This is a genomic window from Achromobacter agilis, assembly GCF_900496965.1.
In the GTDB taxonomy this organism is placed as follows: domain Bacteria; phylum Pseudomonadota; class Gammaproteobacteria; order Burkholderiales; family Burkholderiaceae_B; genus Achromobacter; species Achromobacter agilis.
The window spans coordinates 43,977-59,371 of the sequence record NZ_UFQB01000024.1 but is presented as its reverse complement, the minus strand read 5'-3'; the positions used below and the strand labels follow the sequence as shown (position 1 = coordinate 59,371).

The 15,395-nt window shown below is 65.0% G+C and carries 14 protein-coding genes; all 14 read left to right on the top strand.

The features are described 5' to 3' along the window. Nucleotides 1-87: 87 nt before the first annotated feature. The 14 genes from AGI3411_RS23545 (at nt 88) to AGI3411_RS23480 (ending at nt 15,353) form a co-directional block, all read left to right on the top strand. Nucleotides 88-555, top strand: coding sequence for an ATP synthase subunit I (locus AGI3411_RS23545; RefSeq protein ID WP_129529798.1), 468 nt, complete (start codon nt 88-90; stop codon nt 553-555). Between the two features lie 84 nt (nt 556-639). Beyond that, nucleotides 640-1,521, top strand: a complete 882-nt coding sequence (gene atpB, locus AGI3411_RS23540) for a F0F1 ATP synthase subunit A (RefSeq protein ID WP_129529747.1) — start codon at nt 640-642, stop codon at nt 1,519-1,521. Between the two features lie 118 nt (nt 1,522-1,639). After that, nucleotides 1,640-1,882: a F0F1 ATP synthase subunit C gene (gene atpE / locus AGI3411_RS23535; RefSeq protein WP_003815363.1), complete on the top strand. Its 243-nt coding sequence runs from the start codon at nt 1,640-1,642 to the stop codon at nt 1,880-1,882. A 143-nt stretch (nt 1,883-2,025) separates the two neighbouring features. After that, entirely contained in the window at nt 2,026-2,496 is a 471-nt protein-coding gene (locus AGI3411_RS23530) for a F0F1 ATP synthase subunit B (RefSeq protein WP_013391129.1), read from the top strand. Nucleotides 2,497-2,508: 12 nt separating this feature from the next. Continuing rightward, complete coding sequence (locus AGI3411_RS23525) at nt 2,509-3,048, top strand: F0F1 ATP synthase subunit delta (RefSeq protein WP_129529746.1); 540 nt, start codon at nt 2,509-2,511, stop codon at nt 3,046-3,048. Nucleotides 3,049-3,076: 28 nt separating this feature from the next. Then, a complete protein-coding gene (gene atpA / locus AGI3411_RS23520) occupies nt 3,077-4,618 on the top strand; it encodes a F0F1 ATP synthase subunit alpha (RefSeq protein ID WP_129529745.1) in 1,542 nt (513 codons plus the stop codon). A 98-nt stretch (nt 4,619-4,716) separates the two neighbouring features. Beyond that, nucleotides 4,717-5,622 (top strand): F0F1 ATP synthase subunit gamma, encoded by a 906-nt coding sequence (gene atpG, locus AGI3411_RS23515; protein ID WP_129529744.1) that lies wholly within the window; start codon nt 4,717-4,719, stop codon nt 5,620-5,622. Nucleotides 5,623-5,665: 43 nt separating this feature from the next. After that, on the top strand, nt 5,666-7,066 hold the full coding sequence (gene atpD / locus AGI3411_RS23510) for a F0F1 ATP synthase subunit beta (RefSeq protein ID WP_129529743.1): 1,401 nt from the start codon (nt 5,666-5,668) through the stop codon (nt 7,064-7,066). 9 nt (nt 7,067-7,075) lie between these two features. After that, nucleotides 7,076-7,501, top strand: a complete 426-nt coding sequence (locus tag AGI3411_RS23505; protein ID WP_129529742.1) for a F0F1 ATP synthase subunit epsilon — start codon at nt 7,076-7,078, stop codon at nt 7,499-7,501. A 185-nt stretch (nt 7,502-7,686) separates the two neighbouring features. After that, the gene (locus AGI3411_RS23500; RefSeq protein WP_244240435.1) at nt 7,687-8,517 is read left to right on the top strand and encodes a helix-turn-helix domain-containing protein; all 831 of its coding nucleotides are present in this window, start codon (nt 7,687-7,689) and stop codon (nt 8,515-8,517) included. A 157-nt stretch (nt 8,518-8,674) separates the two neighbouring features. After that, nucleotides 8,675-9,748, top strand: a complete 1,074-nt coding sequence (gene hemE / locus AGI3411_RS23495) for a uroporphyrinogen decarboxylase (protein ID WP_129529741.1) — start codon at nt 8,675-8,677, stop codon at nt 9,746-9,748. A gap of 292 nt (nt 9,749-10,040) precedes the next feature. After that, nucleotides 10,041-12,131, top strand: coding sequence for a primosomal protein N' (locus tag AGI3411_RS23490; protein WP_129529740.1), 2,091 nt, complete (start codon nt 10,041-10,043; stop codon nt 12,129-12,131). A 200-nt stretch (nt 12,132-12,331) separates the two neighbouring features. Continuing rightward, nucleotides 12,332-14,395 (top strand): UvrD-helicase domain-containing protein, encoded by a 2,064-nt coding sequence (locus AGI3411_RS23485; RefSeq protein WP_129529739.1) that lies wholly within the window; start codon nt 12,332-12,334, stop codon nt 14,393-14,395. A gap of 103 nt (nt 14,396-14,498) precedes the next feature. After that, the gene (locus AGI3411_RS23480) at nt 14,499-15,353 is read left to right on the top strand and encodes a class II glutamine amidotransferase (RefSeq protein ID WP_129529738.1); all 855 of its coding nucleotides are present in this window, start codon (nt 14,499-14,501) and stop codon (nt 15,351-15,353) included. Nucleotides 15,354-15,395 lie beyond the last annotated feature (42 nt).

Genomic DNA, 15,395 nt, shown 5'->3' with positions numbered 1-15,395 from the left:
ACACGTGGCGGCAGGATGCGCCGGTTCTGATAGGGGCAAGAAGCAAAGCGAGGAAGTTTGATGCAACAGAACTCCATGCAGCACGACATGCGGCAGGGTCCGGTTGAAAGCCGAGGTAGGGAAGTGTTCGACCAAGGCGAGGCGGATAAAGTTCTGGTACTCAGTGACGCGGACCGCGCGGCGCTGAATGCTCAAGCAAGCCGCGGGCTCCTATTGGCATTGGCTGCGCAAGGTGCCATGGGGCTCGCAGCGGCGGTAATTGCGGGGGTTGTCGGAGGGGCGGCGGCAGGTTGGTCGGCGCTGGCGGGGGCGGGGGCGTATTTCATACCCAATGCGTTGTTCGCATTGCGCCTTGTTGTCAGCGTACGGGCCGGTAAAGCCAGTCCCTTTACCTTTCTCTCTGGTGAGTTGATCAAGTTGTTCGCAACGGCATTGCTGTTGTGGCTGCTTTCGCGTGTGGCGCAGGATAGCCTCGTATGGCCTGCCGTGCTGCTCGGTCTGATACTCACATTGAAGGGTTATCTCCTGCTCTTGATGTTCCGCAAGTTGTCTTAGCGCCGAGCAGGTTTGCGGCAAACGAAATCGTGGAATCGTCCGATTCGCAAGGGTCGGGCATACAGCAAATAGGGTAGGATTCAAATGGCTGCTGCCAGCGACGTGTCGCCTCAGTCCGCGTATATTCAGCATCACCTGGTGCATCTGAACAATACGGGCGAGAAACAGAGCGCTATTGCTCAGTTCGACATCATCAATTACGACTCGTTGTTCTGGTCCGGCCTGATGGGTCTGATCGTGATTTTCTTCCTGTGGCGCGCCGCGCGCCGCGCCACCAATGGCGTTCCGGGCCGCTTCCAGGCCTTCGTGGAAATGATCGTCGACATGGTCGACGACCAGGCCAAGGGCATCGTCCACAACGCCAAGAGCCGTCTTTTCATCGCCCCGCTGGCGCTCACCGTGTTCCTCTGGATCATCCTGATGAACGCGCTGGACTTGCTGCCCGTCGACCTGCTGCCCTCCATCTGGCGCCTGACCGGCCTGGGCGCTGAACACGGCGACCCGCTCTACTACCACCGCATTCTGCCGACCGCCGACCTGAACGTGCCGATGGGCATGTCGCTGGGCGTGCTGCTGCTGATGTTCTATTACGGCATCAAGATCAAGCACCCGGGCGGCTTCGTCAAGGAACTGTTCACCGCGCCGTTCCACGCACATGGCATCGGCGCCCTGGTCCTGGCTCCCTTCAATCTGCTGCTGAACCTGATCGAATACGCCGCCAAGTCCGTCTCGCTGGGCATGCGGTTGTTCGGCAACATGTTCGCCGGCGAACTGATTTTCATGCTGATCGCCCTGCTGGGCGGCGCCTGGACCGGCTTCAACGGCGCCAGCATCGGCCTGGGCATCGGCCACATCCTGGCCGGCTCCATCTGGGCGATCTTCCACATCCTGATCGTTCTGCTGCAGGCCTTCATCTTCATGATGCTGACGCTGGTGTACCTCGGCCAGGCTCACGAAGGTCACTGATCCCCCCGATTTCCCGCGCTGGCCATCCGGCCAGCGTGGGATAGCAAGATTATCTTGCATTGAGCAGTACCCCTTATTTTTCAATTTTTGACTTCAGATTTCTAACCAAGGAGTTGTCATGACCAACGTCGCTTTCGTTGCCCTCGCTTGCGGTCTTATCATCGGTCTGGGCGCTATCGGCGCTTGCATCGGCATCGCACTGATGGGCGGCAAGTATCTGGAAGCCTCGGCTCGTCAGCCTGAGCTGATGAACGCTCTGCAAACGAAGATGTTCCTGCTGGCTGGCCTGATCGACGCGGCATTCCTGATCGGCGTGGGTATCGCCATGCTGTTCGCCTTCGCCAACCCGTTCGTCGGCTAAGGCACCGCCCGCCGGCGAAAAGGCGGGTCATGACGCTGGCGGCGGTGCAGGTCTACCGCGCATCGCCGCCCAGCAAGGTATCGAGTGCTCCGTAGCGCCCCTCCCGGGTGCGGCCGGAGCCGAAAGGTGTTAAAGGAACGACCGTGAATCTGAACGCGACGATCATTTTCCAGATGCTCGTGTTCTTCGTTCTGGGCTGGTTCACGATGAAATTCGTGTGGCCTCCCCTGACGAAGGCGATGGACGAGCGCCGCCAAAAAATCGCCGACGGCCTGGCCGCCGCCGAGAAGGGCAAGGCCGATCTGGCCCAGGCCCAGGCGCGTGTCAGTCTGATCGAGGCTTCTGCCAAGTCCGAAAACCACGCACGCATCATCGAGGCCGAGAAGCAAGCCGCCTCCCTGATCGAGCAGGCCCGCCGCGAAGCGGAAGCCGAACGCGCCCGTATCGTGGCGCAGGCTGCCCAGGACGCTGCGCAGGAAGTCCAGCGTGCCCGCGACCTGCTGCGCGACGACGTCGCAGCGCTGGCCGTCAAGGGTGCCGAACAGATCCTCAAGCGCGAGGTTGACGCCCGCGCACACGCCGAGCTGCTCAACCAGCTCCGCGCGCAGCTTTAATCCGGGACCGCCATGGCTGAACTTTCCACTGTTGCCCGGCCGTACGCCGAGGCGCTCTTCAGCGCGGCGCGCGACGACAAGGCCGGCTTGCCGGCCTGGTCCGACCTGGTCGGCGAAATGTCGCAGGTCGCCTCCAACCCCGACGTGCGCGAGGCCATGGCCGACCCGCGTCTGGGCGACAAGCAGCGCGTCGAGCTGTTCTCCGGCCTGATCAAGGCCGAACTGCCGCCCGCCGCCCGCAATTTCATCGCGTTGCTGGTCGAAAACGACCGGCTGCTGCTGCTGCCCGAAATCGCCGCGCAATTCGCGATGCTGCGGAATCGCCACGACGGCACGGCGCAGGCGGAAATCACCAGCGCGTTCGAACTGAGCGATGCCCAGGTCAAAGAGCTGGTTACCGCGCTCGAACAAAAATTCGGTCTCAAGCTGAAGCCCAGCGTCACCGTCGACCCGTCGTTGATCGGCGGCGTGCGCGTGGCTGTCGGTGACCAGGTGCTCGATACTTCCGTACAAGCCCAATTGGCCCGCATGCGCGATCAGCTCGCCGCTTAAGGCAACTAACAGGATTCCAGGAGTCAATATGCAACTCAATCCCTCCGAGATCAGCGAACTGCTCAAGAGCCGCATCGAGGGCCTGGGCGCTTCGGCTGATGTCCGTACTCAGGGCACCGTCGTGTCCGTGACCGACGGTATTACCCGCATCCACGGCCTGTCCGACGTGATGCAGGGCGAAATGCTCGAATTCCCCAACAACGTTTTCGGTCTCGCACTGAACCTCGAGCGCGACTCTGTCGGCGCCGTGATTCTGGGCGACTACACCGGCGTGTCGGAAGGCGACCAGGTCAAGACGACCGGCCGCATTCTGGAAGTGCCGGTCGGTCCGGAACTGAAGGGCCGCGTGGTCAACACGCTGGGTGAACCCATCGACGGCAAGGGCCCGGTCAATGCCAAGGCTACCGACATCATCGAAAAAGTGGCGCCTGGCGTTATCGCCCGCCGCTCGGTGTCGCAGCCGCTGCAAACCGGCATCAAGGCTATCGACTCGATGGTCCCGATCGGCCGTGGCCAGCGCGAGCTGATCATCGGCGACCGCCAGACCGGCAAGACCGCTGTGGCCGTCGACACCATCATCAGCCAGAAGGGCAAGGGCGTCACCTGCGTGTACGTCGCCATCGGCCAGAAGGCGTCGACCATCAACAACGTGGTGCGCAAGCTCGAAGAGCACGGCGCCATGGAATACACCATCGTCGTGGCCGCTTCGGCTTCCGACTCGGCCGCCATGCAATACCTGGCCGCCTACGCCGGCTGCACGATGGGCGAATACTTCCGCGATCGCGGCGAAGACGCTCTGATCGTTTATGACGACCTGACCAAGCAGGCCTGGGCCTACCGCCAAGTGTCGCTGCTGCTGCGCCGTCCGCCGGGCCGCGAAGCCTACCCGGGCGACGTGTTCTACCTGCACTCGCGCCTGCTGGAACGTGCCGCCCGCGTCAATGAAGACTACGTCGAGAAGTTCACCGGCGGCGCCGTCAAGGGCAAGACCGGTTCGCTGACCGCGCTGCCGATCATCGAAACGCAAGCCGGCGACGTTTCGGCCTTCGTTCCGACCAACGTGATCTCGATCACCGACGGCCAGATCTTCCTGGAAACCGACCTGTTCAACGCCGGTGTCCGTCCCGCCATCAACGCCGGTATCTCGGTGTCGCGCGTGGGTGGCGCTGCCCAGACCAAGGTCGTCAAGAAGCTGTCAGGCGGTATCCGTACCGACTTGGCGCAGTACCGTGAACTGGCCGCTTTCGCGCAGTTCGCTTCCGACCTGGACGACGCGACCCGCCGCCAGCTGGAACGCGGCAAGCGCGTGGTGGAACTGCTGAAGCAGCCCCAGTACCAGCCGCTGCAGGTGTGGGAACTGGCCGTTACGCTGTACACGGTCAACAACGGCTACCTGGATGACGTGGATGTTGCCCAAGTGCTGTCGTTCGAGAAGTCGCTGAAGGATCAGCTCAAGGCCAAGCATGCGGCCCTGATCCAGCGCGTCGAAGACACCAAGGAACTGTCCAAGGATGACGAAGGCGAATTGGCCGCCGCCATCCAGGAATTCAAGAAGCACGGTGCTTTTTAAGAAAGTGATGGGTTAGGCGTCCGCGACGCCTCGCCCATCCTTCCCGGATGGTTGAGGCGCGAGCGGAACCCATCGGCCAGTCTTCACAGGAAAGCGCAATGCCCGGAATTAAGGAAATCCGAACCAAGATCAAGAGCGTGCAAAACACGCGCAAGATCACCAAGGCGATGGAAATGGTCGCCGCATCCAAGATGCGCAAGGCGCAGGAACGGATGCGCGCAGGCCGCCCGTACGCCACCAAGGTGCGCGAGATTGCTGCGCACCTGATGCAGGCCAACCCCGAGTACAGCCACCCGTACCTGGTCGAACGCGAGATCAAAGCGGTCGGCGTGGTCATGGTGACGACGGACAAGGGTTTGTGCGGCGGCTTGAACACCAACATCACCCGTGTGACGTTGGGCAAGCTGAAAGAGTTCGAGAAGAACGGCGTTGCCGTTCAGGCGACCGCTTTCGGCAACAAGGGCGTGGGTGTGCTGACCCGTATCGGCGCCAAACTGGTTTCCCAGGAAGTGCAACTGGGCGACAAGCCGCAACTCGACCGCCTGCTGGGCGCAATCAAGGTGCAGCTGGACGCCTACCTGGAAGGCCGTATCGACGCGCTGTACGTGGCTTCGACCCGCTTCGTCAATACGATGAAGCAGGAGCCGATGTTCTTGCGCCTGCTGCCTCTGGCCAGCGGTTTGGAAGATCCGTACCAGACGGGCGCTGAAAACCTGGCCAAGACCGCGGAAGTGAAGTCGGACTACAGCTGGGATTACATCTACGAACCCGACGCCCGTAGCGTGATCGACGACCTGCTGCAGCGTTACGTCGAAGGTCTGCTGTACCAAGCCGTGGCCGAGAACATGGCTTCGGAGCAGTCGGCCCGGATGGTCGCCATGAAGGCGGCGTCGGACAACGCCAAGAAGGTCATCGGCGATCTCCAGCTGGTCTACAACAAGACCCGCCAGGCCGCGATCACCAAAGAAATTTCGGAAATCGTAGGGGGCGCTGCCGCCGTTTAAGGCAGGCAGCATCCCGTCAAAAGCTATCAAGCAAGGAATCGACATGAGCAACGGAACCATCGTTCAGTGCATCGGCGCCGTGGTGGATATTCAGTTCCCCCGCGATCAAATGCCCAAGATCTACGAAGCGCTCACCCTGGCCGACGAGGGTTCCTCGTTCGCCGAAAAAGGGCTGACGCTGGAAGTGCAACAACAGTTGGGCGACGGCGTGGTGCGTACCATTGCGCTGGGCTCCAGCGACGGCCTGCGCCGTGGCATGAAGGTCACCGGCACGGGCGCCCCGATCTCGGTGCCGGTCGGCACCGGCACGCTGGGCCGCATCATGGACGTGCTGGGCCGTCCGATCGACGAAGCTGGCGAAATCCAGCACGAAGAAAAGCGTGGCATCCACCAACCGGCTCCCCGCTTCGACGAACTGTCGCCGTCGGTGGAACTGCTGGAAACCGGCATCAAGGTTATTGACCTGGTTTGCCCGTTCGCCAAGGGCGGCAAGGTCGGCCTGTTCGGCGGCGCCGGCGTGGGCAAGACCGTCAACATGATGGAACTGATCAACAACATCGCCAAGCAGCACAGCGGCTTGTCGGTGTTCGCCGGCGTGGGTGAGCGTACCCGTGAAGGCAACGACTTCTACCACGAAATGGAAGAGTCGAACGTTCTGGACAAGGTTGCGATGGTGTTCGGTCAGATGAACGAACCCCCGGGCAACCGTCTGCGCGTGGCGCTGACCGGCCTGACCATGGCCGAGAAGTTCCGCGACGAAGGCCGCGACATCCTGTTCTTCGTGGACAACATCTACCGCTACACCCTGGCCGGTACCGAAGTGTCCGCACTGCTGGGCCGTATGCCGTCGGCCGTGGGCTACCAGCCGACGCTGGCGGAAGAAATGGGCAAGCTGCAAGAGCGCATCACGTCCACCAAGACCGGCTCGATCACCTCGATCCAGGCCGTGTACGTGCCTGCTGACGACTTGACCGACCCGTCGCCCGCCACCACCTTCCAGCACTTGGACTCGACCGTCGTGCTGTCGCGTGACATCGCCGCCCTGGGTATCTACCCGGCCGTGGACCCGCTGGATTCGTCCAGCCGCCAGCTCGACCCGCAAGTCGTCGGCGAAGAGCACTACGCCGTGGCCCGTGGCGTGCAGCAGACGCTGCAGCGCTACAAGGAACTGCGCGACATCATCGCGATTCTGGGCATGGACGAACTGTCGCCGGAAGACAAGCAGGCCGTGGCCCGCGCTCGTAAGATCCAGCGTTTCCTGTCCCAGCCCTTCCACGTGGCGGAAGTGTTCACCGGTTCGCCCGGCAAGTACGTGCCGCTGGCCGAAACCATCCGTGGTTTCAAGATGATCGTGGACGGCGAGTGCGATGCACTGCCGGAACAGGCCTTCTACATGGTCGGGTCGATCGACGAGGCCTTCGAGAAGGCCAAGAAACTGCAATAAGGATCCACTATGGCTACCCTGCATGTCGATGTGGTCAGCGCAGAGGAAGCGATCTTCTCCGGTGAGGCGAAGTTCGTGGTTCTGCCTGGCGAGTCGGGTGAGCTGGGCATTCTGCCCGGCCACACGCCGCTGATCTCGCGCATACGCCCCGGTACGGTCAAGATCGTTCGTGCCGACCAGGGCGAGGAAAACGTCTTCGTCGCCGGTGGCATTCTGGAAGTGCAGCCGGGCAGCGTAACGGTTCTGGCCGATACGGCCATCCGTGCCGCCGACCTGGACGAAGCCCGTGCCCTGGAAGCGCGCCAGCGGGCCGAAGAGGCCCTGGCGAATGCCAAGGACAAGGCGGACATCGCCGTCGTCGAAGCCGAACTCGCCATGCTGGCTGCGCAAGCCATCGCGGCGCGCAAGCTGCGTCAAGGCGGCCGTTCGCACTAAGCGGCGCAATGGTCTTCCGGGGTTCGCCCCGGATTCCAAAAAGCGGCCCTCCGGGGCCGCTTTTTTCATTGCGGTGGCGAAATGCGAGGTCCCTGTGCGGGCCGCAATGCGTTCAGTACGAATAGCCGCGGGGTGTCCGCGACCGGTAGCCTTCGGCTTGGCTCAATCAAGCGTAGGAGGGGAGCGTGCGAGACGTCCTGGATTGCGGGGTTCTGCTGGCGCCGGGCCATGAAGCGGCCATGCGCGACTGGGTCGAGCGGTATCCCGTCCGCGCGGCCCGTCTGCGGCTGCACCTGGTGTCCCTGAACGCCCTGCGCTACGCGGGGGCAGGGCCGGCGCTTCAGGCTCCGGCGCCGGAAGCGCCGGACGTGCAGGCGCTCGCGCGGCTGGCGGTGGCGCTCAGGCGCTACGACGCCTGCATCCTGCCAGTGGCGCCCTCTTCGCTCGCCTGGACGCGGATGGCCTTGCAACAGGCGGACGGCGCGCTGAGCACGCCCGTCCTCCTGCTCGTCCACGACGTAAAAGCGCCCGCCATCGAAGATCTGCTGAGCCTGGGCGCCTGGGATTTCATGATGCAGCCCGCATGCCTGGAAAGCATGCGCGTGCGGCTGGGCCGCCTGGCTAGATCCACCGCGTTGCGCGATGCCCGGTCCGCGTCCTTGCGGGAACCCGCGGCGAACTATCCCGCAACGGCCAGGCCCGCGGGCGCCAGCGGTGCCTGCCCGCCAGGCGAATCGCGGCCCCGGGTGGCAGCCAGCGTGGTCGAACACGCGTTGTCCCGCTTGCGCAATCAGCATCACCGCGCCGCGCAGGAATCCTTCCGCACGGCGAAGGCGAGGGTGGTCGATGGTTTCGAGCGCGACTACATCCGCCTGGCGTTGTCGCGCCATGGCGGCAATGTGGCGCAAGCGGCGCGCGCCTGCAGCAAGCACAGGCGCGCTTTCTGGGCGCTGATGCGCAAGCACGGCATCGAGGCCGCGCCCTACCGGCAGGCGGCGCAGGCCGGCGAAGACTGAAATCCGCGCCCGCCGGGGCGTTGGCGCCCCGGGGGCCGGCCGCCGCCAGCGCCCGGGCGGCGGCCGGCTTGCGCTCGGGCAAGCCGGCCAGGGATGGCGCCCGCGCCTTGTCAGCCAGGGGAAGTAAAATCACGGCTTCCGATCATCGAGGATAGTCGTGTCTGCTTCCGTCTTGAAGAACGATGTGTTCTTGCGCTCGCTCCTGCGCGAGCCCGTGCCCTACACCCCCATCTGGCTGATGCGCCAGGCGGGACGCTACCTGCCCGAGTACCGTCAGACGCGGGCCCGCGCAGGTTCCTTCATGGGCCTTGCTCAGAACCCGGACTACGCCGCGGAAGTCACGCTGCAGCCGCTGGAGCGTTTCGACCTGGACGCGGCCATCCTGTTTTCCGACATCCTGACCGTGCCGCACGCCATGGGCCTGGGCCTGGACTTCGCCGAAGGCGAGGGCCCGCGCTTCGCCCGTCCGGTGCGCACCGAGGAAGATGTGGCGCGCCTGGCGGTGCCCGACATGGACAAGCTGCGCTACGTCTTTGACGCCGTGGGCGTGATCCGGCGCGAACTGGACGGCAAAGTGCCGTTGATCGGTTTCGCGGGCAGCCCCTGGACGATCGCCTGCTACATGGTCGAAGGCCAGGGTAGCGACGACTACCGCCTGATCAAGACCATGCTGTATGGGCGTCCCGACCTGTTGCACCGCATCCTCGAGATCAACGCCGAGGCCACGCTGCAGTACCTGAATGCCCAGATCGCCGCCGGCGCGCAAGCCGTGATGCTGTTCGACAGCTGGGGCGGCGTGCTGGCCGACGGACTGTTCCAGCAATTCTCGCTGGCCTACACCAGGAAGGTCGTGGCAGGCCTGAAGCGCGAAAACGAAGGCCGCCGCGTGCCGGTCATCGTGTTCACGAAGGGCGGCGGCCAGTGGCTGGAAGACATCGCGGCCTGCGGCTGCGATGCCGTGGGCCTGGACTGGACGGTGGACCTGGCGGCGGCGCGCCGCCGTACGGGAGACGCCGTGGCCTTCCAGGGCAATCTGGATCCGATGGCCCTGTTCGGCGGCGCCAGCGCCATCCGCAAGGAGGCGCGTCGGGTGCTGGACGCCTTCGGCCCGGTGGGCAAGGGCGGGCATGTCTTCAACCTGGGGCATGGCATTTCCCGGTTCACTCCTCCGGAAGCCGTAGCCGAATTGGTGGATGAAGTCCACCAACACAGCCGTTCGCTGCGAGGGTAAGTAAGTGAACGCTTCGGCCCTCAGGGCCGAAGCAGCGCGCACTTGTGCACAGCAAGATTGATCTCGGGGAAAACCCTTTAGAAGCTAGTTTACAATCTTGAAAGACTTCATAAGATATTGTTTTTCAAGAGAAAACTTAGATTTCCAACAAGATTTCACATGTTCGCGAAATCTTGCCTTATTCCAATTTTCGACGTTGCTCCAGCCTTTTCCCCAAAGTTATCCACAGGCGGGGACGGGGCACGAGAGCGTCGGGCAGGCTCATCCTTCCCTATGCACCGTCCAAGCCCCCATGTCTGAAGCGCAGGCGACCATGATTCCTCCAGCGGTCTGCTGGGTGCGGGTGGCGCTGGACGTGCCGTTGCCCGGCCCCTTCGATTACCGGAGCGAGGCGCCGGTGGCGATCGGGCTGCGGGTCATCGTGCCCTTCGGGCGCCGCAAGCTTATCGGCGTCGTGGTGGATAACCCGGCCGAGCCGTCCTACGACCCCAAGCAGATACGGCCGATCGAAGAGGTGCTGGACGACCTGCCGCCGTTCGACGAGGCCTGGCTGCGCCTGGCCCGCTTTGCCGCGGACTACTACCAGCGGCCCCTGGGGGAGGTAATGCTGCCCACGCTGCCGCCGCCCCTGCGCAAGCCGACCGCCTACCAGGGCAAGCGTTCGGCAGGCGGGCCGGTGGCCCGGCTGGACGGGCGCAAGCGCAAGGCGGCGCGCGCGCCGGCCGCCGCCGACGAGCCGCCGGCCCTCAATGACGCGCAGCGCACCGCCGTGGACACCATCGGCGCCCTGGATAGTTTCAAGCCGGTGCTGCTGCACGGTGTAACCGGCAGCGGCAAGACCGAGGTCTATCTGCGGGCGGCCGAAAAGGTGCTGGCCGCCGGGCGCCAGGTGCTGCTGATGGTGCCCGAGATCAACCTGACCCCGCAGTTGGAGGGCGCGCTGCGCGCGCGCCTGGAGGCGCTGGTCGGGTCGGATGGGCTGGCCGTCATGCATAGCGGGCTGTCGGACGGCGAACGCCTGCAGGCCTGGACCCGCGCCCAGCGCGGCCAGGCGCGCATGCTGCTGGGCACGCGCATGTCGATCTTCGCGCCCATGACCGAACTGGGCCTGATCGTGGTGGACGAAGAGCACGACGCGTCGTACAAGCAGCAGGACGGCCTGCGCTACTCGGCGCGCGACCTCGCCGTGTGGCGCGCGCACGATCTGGGCATTCCCGTGGTGCTGGGCTCCGCCACGCCATCGCTGGAGACCTGGCAGCACGCCGAGCGCGGCCGCTATCTGCGGTTGAGCCTGCCGGGACGGGCGCGCGCCAGCAGCCTGCCGTCCATGCGCCTGGTGGATACGCGGCGGCTGCAGATGAAGCAGGGCATGTCGCCGCAGCTGCTGGACGCCATTGGCCAGCGCCTGGAGCGCAAGGAGCAGTCGCTGATCTTCCTGAACCGGCGGGGCTATTCGCCGGTGCTGCATTGCCAGTCCTGCGCCTGGGTGAGCAACTGCCCGCGCTGCACCGCATTTACCGTCCTGCACCGCACCGAAGGCCGCGGCCACCGCCTGCAATGCCATCATTGCGGCTACCAGGCGCCGGTGCCGCGCGCTTGCCCCGAATGCGGCGACCAGGACCTGGCGCCCATGGGGCGCGGCACGCAGCGCGTGGAAGAGCACCTGGCCGAGCTGTTCCCCGAGGCCCGCATTCTGCGTATCGACGCCGACAGCACGCGCAGGAAGGGCAGCGCCGAGGCGCTGTTCGCGTCGGTCCATGCCGGCGAGGTGGACATCCTGGTGGGCACGCAAATGGTGGCCAAAGGCCATGATTTCGCGCGGTTGGGGCTGGTGGGCGTGCTGAACGCGGACTCGATGCTGTTCGCGCATGATTTCCGCGCGCCGGAGCGCCTGTTCGCGCAATTGATGCAGGTGGCCGGCCGGGCGGGCCGGCACCAGGGCAACGGCGAGGTGCTGATCCAGACCAATTACCCCGAGCAGCCGGTCTACCAGGCCCTGTTGCGGCACGATTATGCGGGCTTTGCCCGCCATGCCCTGCACGAGCGCGAAAGCACCGGCCTGCCGCCTTTCGTCTATCAGGCGCTGCTGACCGCCGAAGCGCGCGAGCTGAAGGTGGCCCAGGAATTCCTGGAACGGGCGCGGGCCTTGCCGGAAGGGGAATGGGCGGCGGATTTCCCGGGCCTGGACGCCATCATGCTGTACGACCCCGTCCCCTTGCGCGTGCTGCGGGTGGCCAACATCGAGCGCGCCCAACTGCTGGCCGAAAGCAGCAGCCGTCCGGCGCTGCAGGCGTTCCTGGCGTCGTGGTCGCACCACCTGCCGTACCTGGCCAACGAGGCCCGCGTGCGCTGGCAACTGGAAGTCGATCCGCTGGAGATCTGACGGCGGCTTGCATGCGCCGTCGGCGCGATTGTTCTATGATCTTTCTCCTCTATCGCGCCGGCGCGGCAGGCCCGTTGCGCCGGCTGCGCCCGTCCCCATTTTCTCGCGCATTACCGGCTCGCTGACGGGCGGCCGCAAGCCCCGCGCTTGCCGGCTGCGTCCGCATTGCGGCCGCCGCGCAGCATGACTACCCGACTCAAATGTCCGCAAGCGAACCGATTGGCCAAGGCATGAATCCCGCTCAGAAGGAAGCGGTGCTGTACCTGGACGGCCCCTGCCTGGTGCTGGCCGGCGCGGGCAGCGGCAAGACGCGCGTGATCACGCAGAAGATCGCGTACCTGCTGCGCGAATGCGGCTACATGGGCCGCAACGTGGTGGCGCTAACCTTCACCAACAAGGCCGCGCGCGAAATGGACGAGCGCGTGAAGACCCTGGTGGACCGCAAGCTGTCGAAGGGGCTGATCATCAGCACCTTCCATTCGCTGGGCGTGAAGATGCTGCGCGAGGAAGCGCGCAACGCCGGCCTGAAGCCCACGTTTTCCATCCTGGATGCCGACGATGCCATGGGGATCATCCAGGAACTGCTGGGCACCACGGACAAGGCGCGGCTGCGCCACGTGCAGGGCATCATCTCGCTGTGGAAGAACGCGCTGATGGAACCGGACGACGCCGCGCGCGAGGCCATCACGCCGGGCGACGTGGAGGCGGCCAACGTGTACCGCAGCTACGCCGCCACGCTGGCGGCCTACCAGGCGGTGGATTTCGACGACCTGATCCGCATTCCGGCGCAGCTGCTGGCCGGCAACGAAGAGGTGCGCACCCGCTGGCAGAACCGCGTGCGCTACCTGCTGGTGGACGAATACCAGGACACCAACGTATGCCAATACCGGCTGGTGCAGCTGCTGACGGGATCGCGCGCGATGTTCACGGCGGTGGGCGACGACGATCAGGCCATCTACGCCTGGCGTGGCGCGACCATCGAAAACCTGGCGAAGCTGACGACCGACTATCCCAACATCAAGCTCATCAAACTGGAGCAGAACTACCGTTCGGTCCAGCGCATCCTGGCGGCCGCCAACCAGGTGATCGAGAAGAACCCTAAGCTGTTCGACAAGAAGCTGTGGTCCGACCTGGGTGCGGGCGAACCCATCCTGGTGTCGGCGATGGACGGCGAGGAACACGAGGCCGAGTCCATCGCGATGAAGGTCTCGGCCGCGCGCTTCGAGCGCCAGGCGCAATGGAAGGATTTCGCGATCCTGTACCGAAGTAATCATCAGTCCCGCATCCTGGAGCAGGCGCTGCGCAACCTGAAGATTCCCTACACGATCTCGGGCGGTCAGAGCTTTTTCGACAAGGCCGAAGTGCGCGACGTGCTGGCCTATCTGCGCCTGCTCGCCAACGACGAGGACGATCCCGCGTTCATCCGCGCGGCGACCACGCCCAAGCGCGGCATCGGGCAGGCCACGCTGCAGGTGCTGGGCCAATACGCGGCCACGCGGGAGCTGTCGCTGCTGGCGGCGGTGGCCGAGACCGGCCTGGAAAGCCTGCTGGCGCCGCGCCAGCTGGATCCGCTGCGCACGTTCGCCGAATTCATCCGCCGCATGCAGTGGCGTGCGGGGCGCGGCGCGGCATCCGCCAAGGATGCCGCGCCCGCCGAGCCCGCGGGCGTGATCCTGGACGATCTGCTGGAGGCCATCCAGTACGAGCGCCACCTGTACGAGCTGTTCGAAGAACGGCCCGCGCAGACGCGCTGGCAGAACGTGCTGGAACTGACCGGATGGCTCAAGCGCAAGGCCGAAGAGGACAACATGACGCTCTTCGACCTGGTGCAGCACGTGGCGCTGGTCACCATGCTGGAGCGCGGCGAGGAAGAAGAGCCGGACGCCGTGAAGATGTCCACGCTGCATGCCTCCAAGGGGCTGGAGTATCCGCACGTATACCTGGCGGGCGTCGAAGAGGGACTGTTGCCGCATTTGGGCAAGGACGACGAGGTCGGGGACCCGGCGCGCGCGGCGGAGAACCTGGCGACGCGCATCCAGGAAGAACGCCGGCTGATGTACGTGGGCATCACCCGCGCGCAGCGCAGCCTGAACCTGAGCTGGTGCAAGCGCCGGCGCCGCGCGCGGGAGGACCTGGTGCGCGAGCCTTCCCGTTTCATCGAGGAAATGGGCCTGGGCGACGTGCGCATCCAGGAGGACGAGGCTACGGCCGCCATGAATCCGAAGGAACGCATGGCCATGTTGAAGGCGCTGTTGAAGAAGTAGCGGCGCGCGGGGCGCTTGTGGAATTTCGTGGGCTGCTCCTACACTGGATAACGCCTATCGTGCCGTCCGGGCGCGGGATCCAGGCCGAGAAAAGGAGCGCGTCATGTGTCGTTGGCTGGCCTATACCGGTAGTCCCATCCAGATGGAGAGCGTGCTTTTCAAGGCCAAGCACTCCCTGATCGACCAGAGCCTGCACTCGCGGCTGGGCGCCACCACCACCAACGGCGATGGCTTCGGCCTGGGCTGGTATGGCCGCCAGCGTGAAGGCCTGCCGCTGGAACCGCCATTTCGCTATCGCAGCGTGCATCCGGCCTGGAACGATCGCAATCTGCGCGAGGCCGCGCGCGCCATCCATGCGCCGCTGTTCGTGGCGCACATCCGCGCCGCCACCGACACGCCCGCGCAGGAAACCAACTGCCATCCGTTCCGCCACGGGCAGTGGCTGTTCGTGCATAACGGCGTCATCCGCGACTACCCGCTGCTCAGGCGCGACCTGATGTTGATGATCGCGCCCGCGTATTTCGGCTCGCTGGAAGGGTCGACGGATTCCGAGGTGATGTTCCTGCTGGCCTTGAGCTTCGGCCTGGAGGAAGACCCGCTGCAGGCGCTGGCCCGCATGGTGGGCGCGGTGGAAGAGACGGGCAGGCGGCATGGGGTGGCGCAGCCCATCAACATGACGGTCTGCGCGCTGGACGGCCAGCGCCTGATCGCGGTGCGCTATTCCAGCGAGGCGGACTCGCGCACGCTGTTCCACAACACCTGCGTGCACCATCTGCGCCAGCTGTATCCCGACAATCCGCAGATCGCGGCGCTGGACGATGACGCCTTCCTGCTGCTGTCGGAACCCTTGACCGAGATGCCCGGCGCCTGGGAGGAAGTGCCCGAATCCACCGCCATCATCGCGGGCGGCGGTACGGTGGCGCACTATCGGTTCGCGCCGGTGCCGCCGGGGGCCTGAAAACCGCCACCCAGGCCGGAGTGCCTGGAAAATGGGGTCATC

Coding starts and splice junctions, on each gene's coding strand:
- AGI3411_RS23545 (WP_129529798.1), top strand. CDS start 88: ATGCGGCAGGGTCCGGTTGAAAGCCGAGGTAGGGAAGTGTTCGACCAA.
- atpB (WP_129529747.1), top strand. CDS start 640: ATGGCTGCTGCCAGCGACGTGTCGCCTCAGTCCGCGTATATTCAGCAT.
- atpE (WP_003815363.1), top strand. CDS start 1,640: ATGACCAACGTCGCTTTCGTTGCCCTCGCTTGCGGTCTTATCATCGGT.
- AGI3411_RS23525 (WP_129529746.1), top strand. CDS start 2,509: ATGGCTGAACTTTCCACTGTTGCCCGGCCGTACGCCGAGGCGCTCTTC.
- atpA (WP_129529745.1), top strand. CDS start 3,077: ATGCAACTCAATCCCTCCGAGATCAGCGAACTGCTCAAGAGCCGCATC.
- atpG (WP_129529744.1), top strand. CDS start 4,717: ATGCCCGGAATTAAGGAAATCCGAACCAAGATCAAGAGCGTGCAAAAC.
- atpD (WP_129529743.1), top strand. CDS start 5,666: ATGAGCAACGGAACCATCGTTCAGTGCATCGGCGCCGTGGTGGATATT.
- AGI3411_RS23505 (WP_129529742.1), top strand. CDS start 7,076: ATGGCTACCCTGCATGTCGATGTGGTCAGCGCAGAGGAAGCGATCTTC.
- AGI3411_RS23490 (WP_129529740.1), top strand. CDS start 10,041: ATGTCTGAAGCGCAGGCGACCATGATTCCTCCAGCGGTCTGCTGGGTG.
- AGI3411_RS23485 (WP_129529739.1), top strand. CDS start 12,332: ATGTCCGCAAGCGAACCGATTGGCCAAGGCATGAATCCCGCTCAGAAG.
- AGI3411_RS23480 (WP_129529738.1), top strand. CDS start 14,499: ATGTGTCGTTGGCTGGCCTATACCGGTAGTCCCATCCAGATGGAGAGC.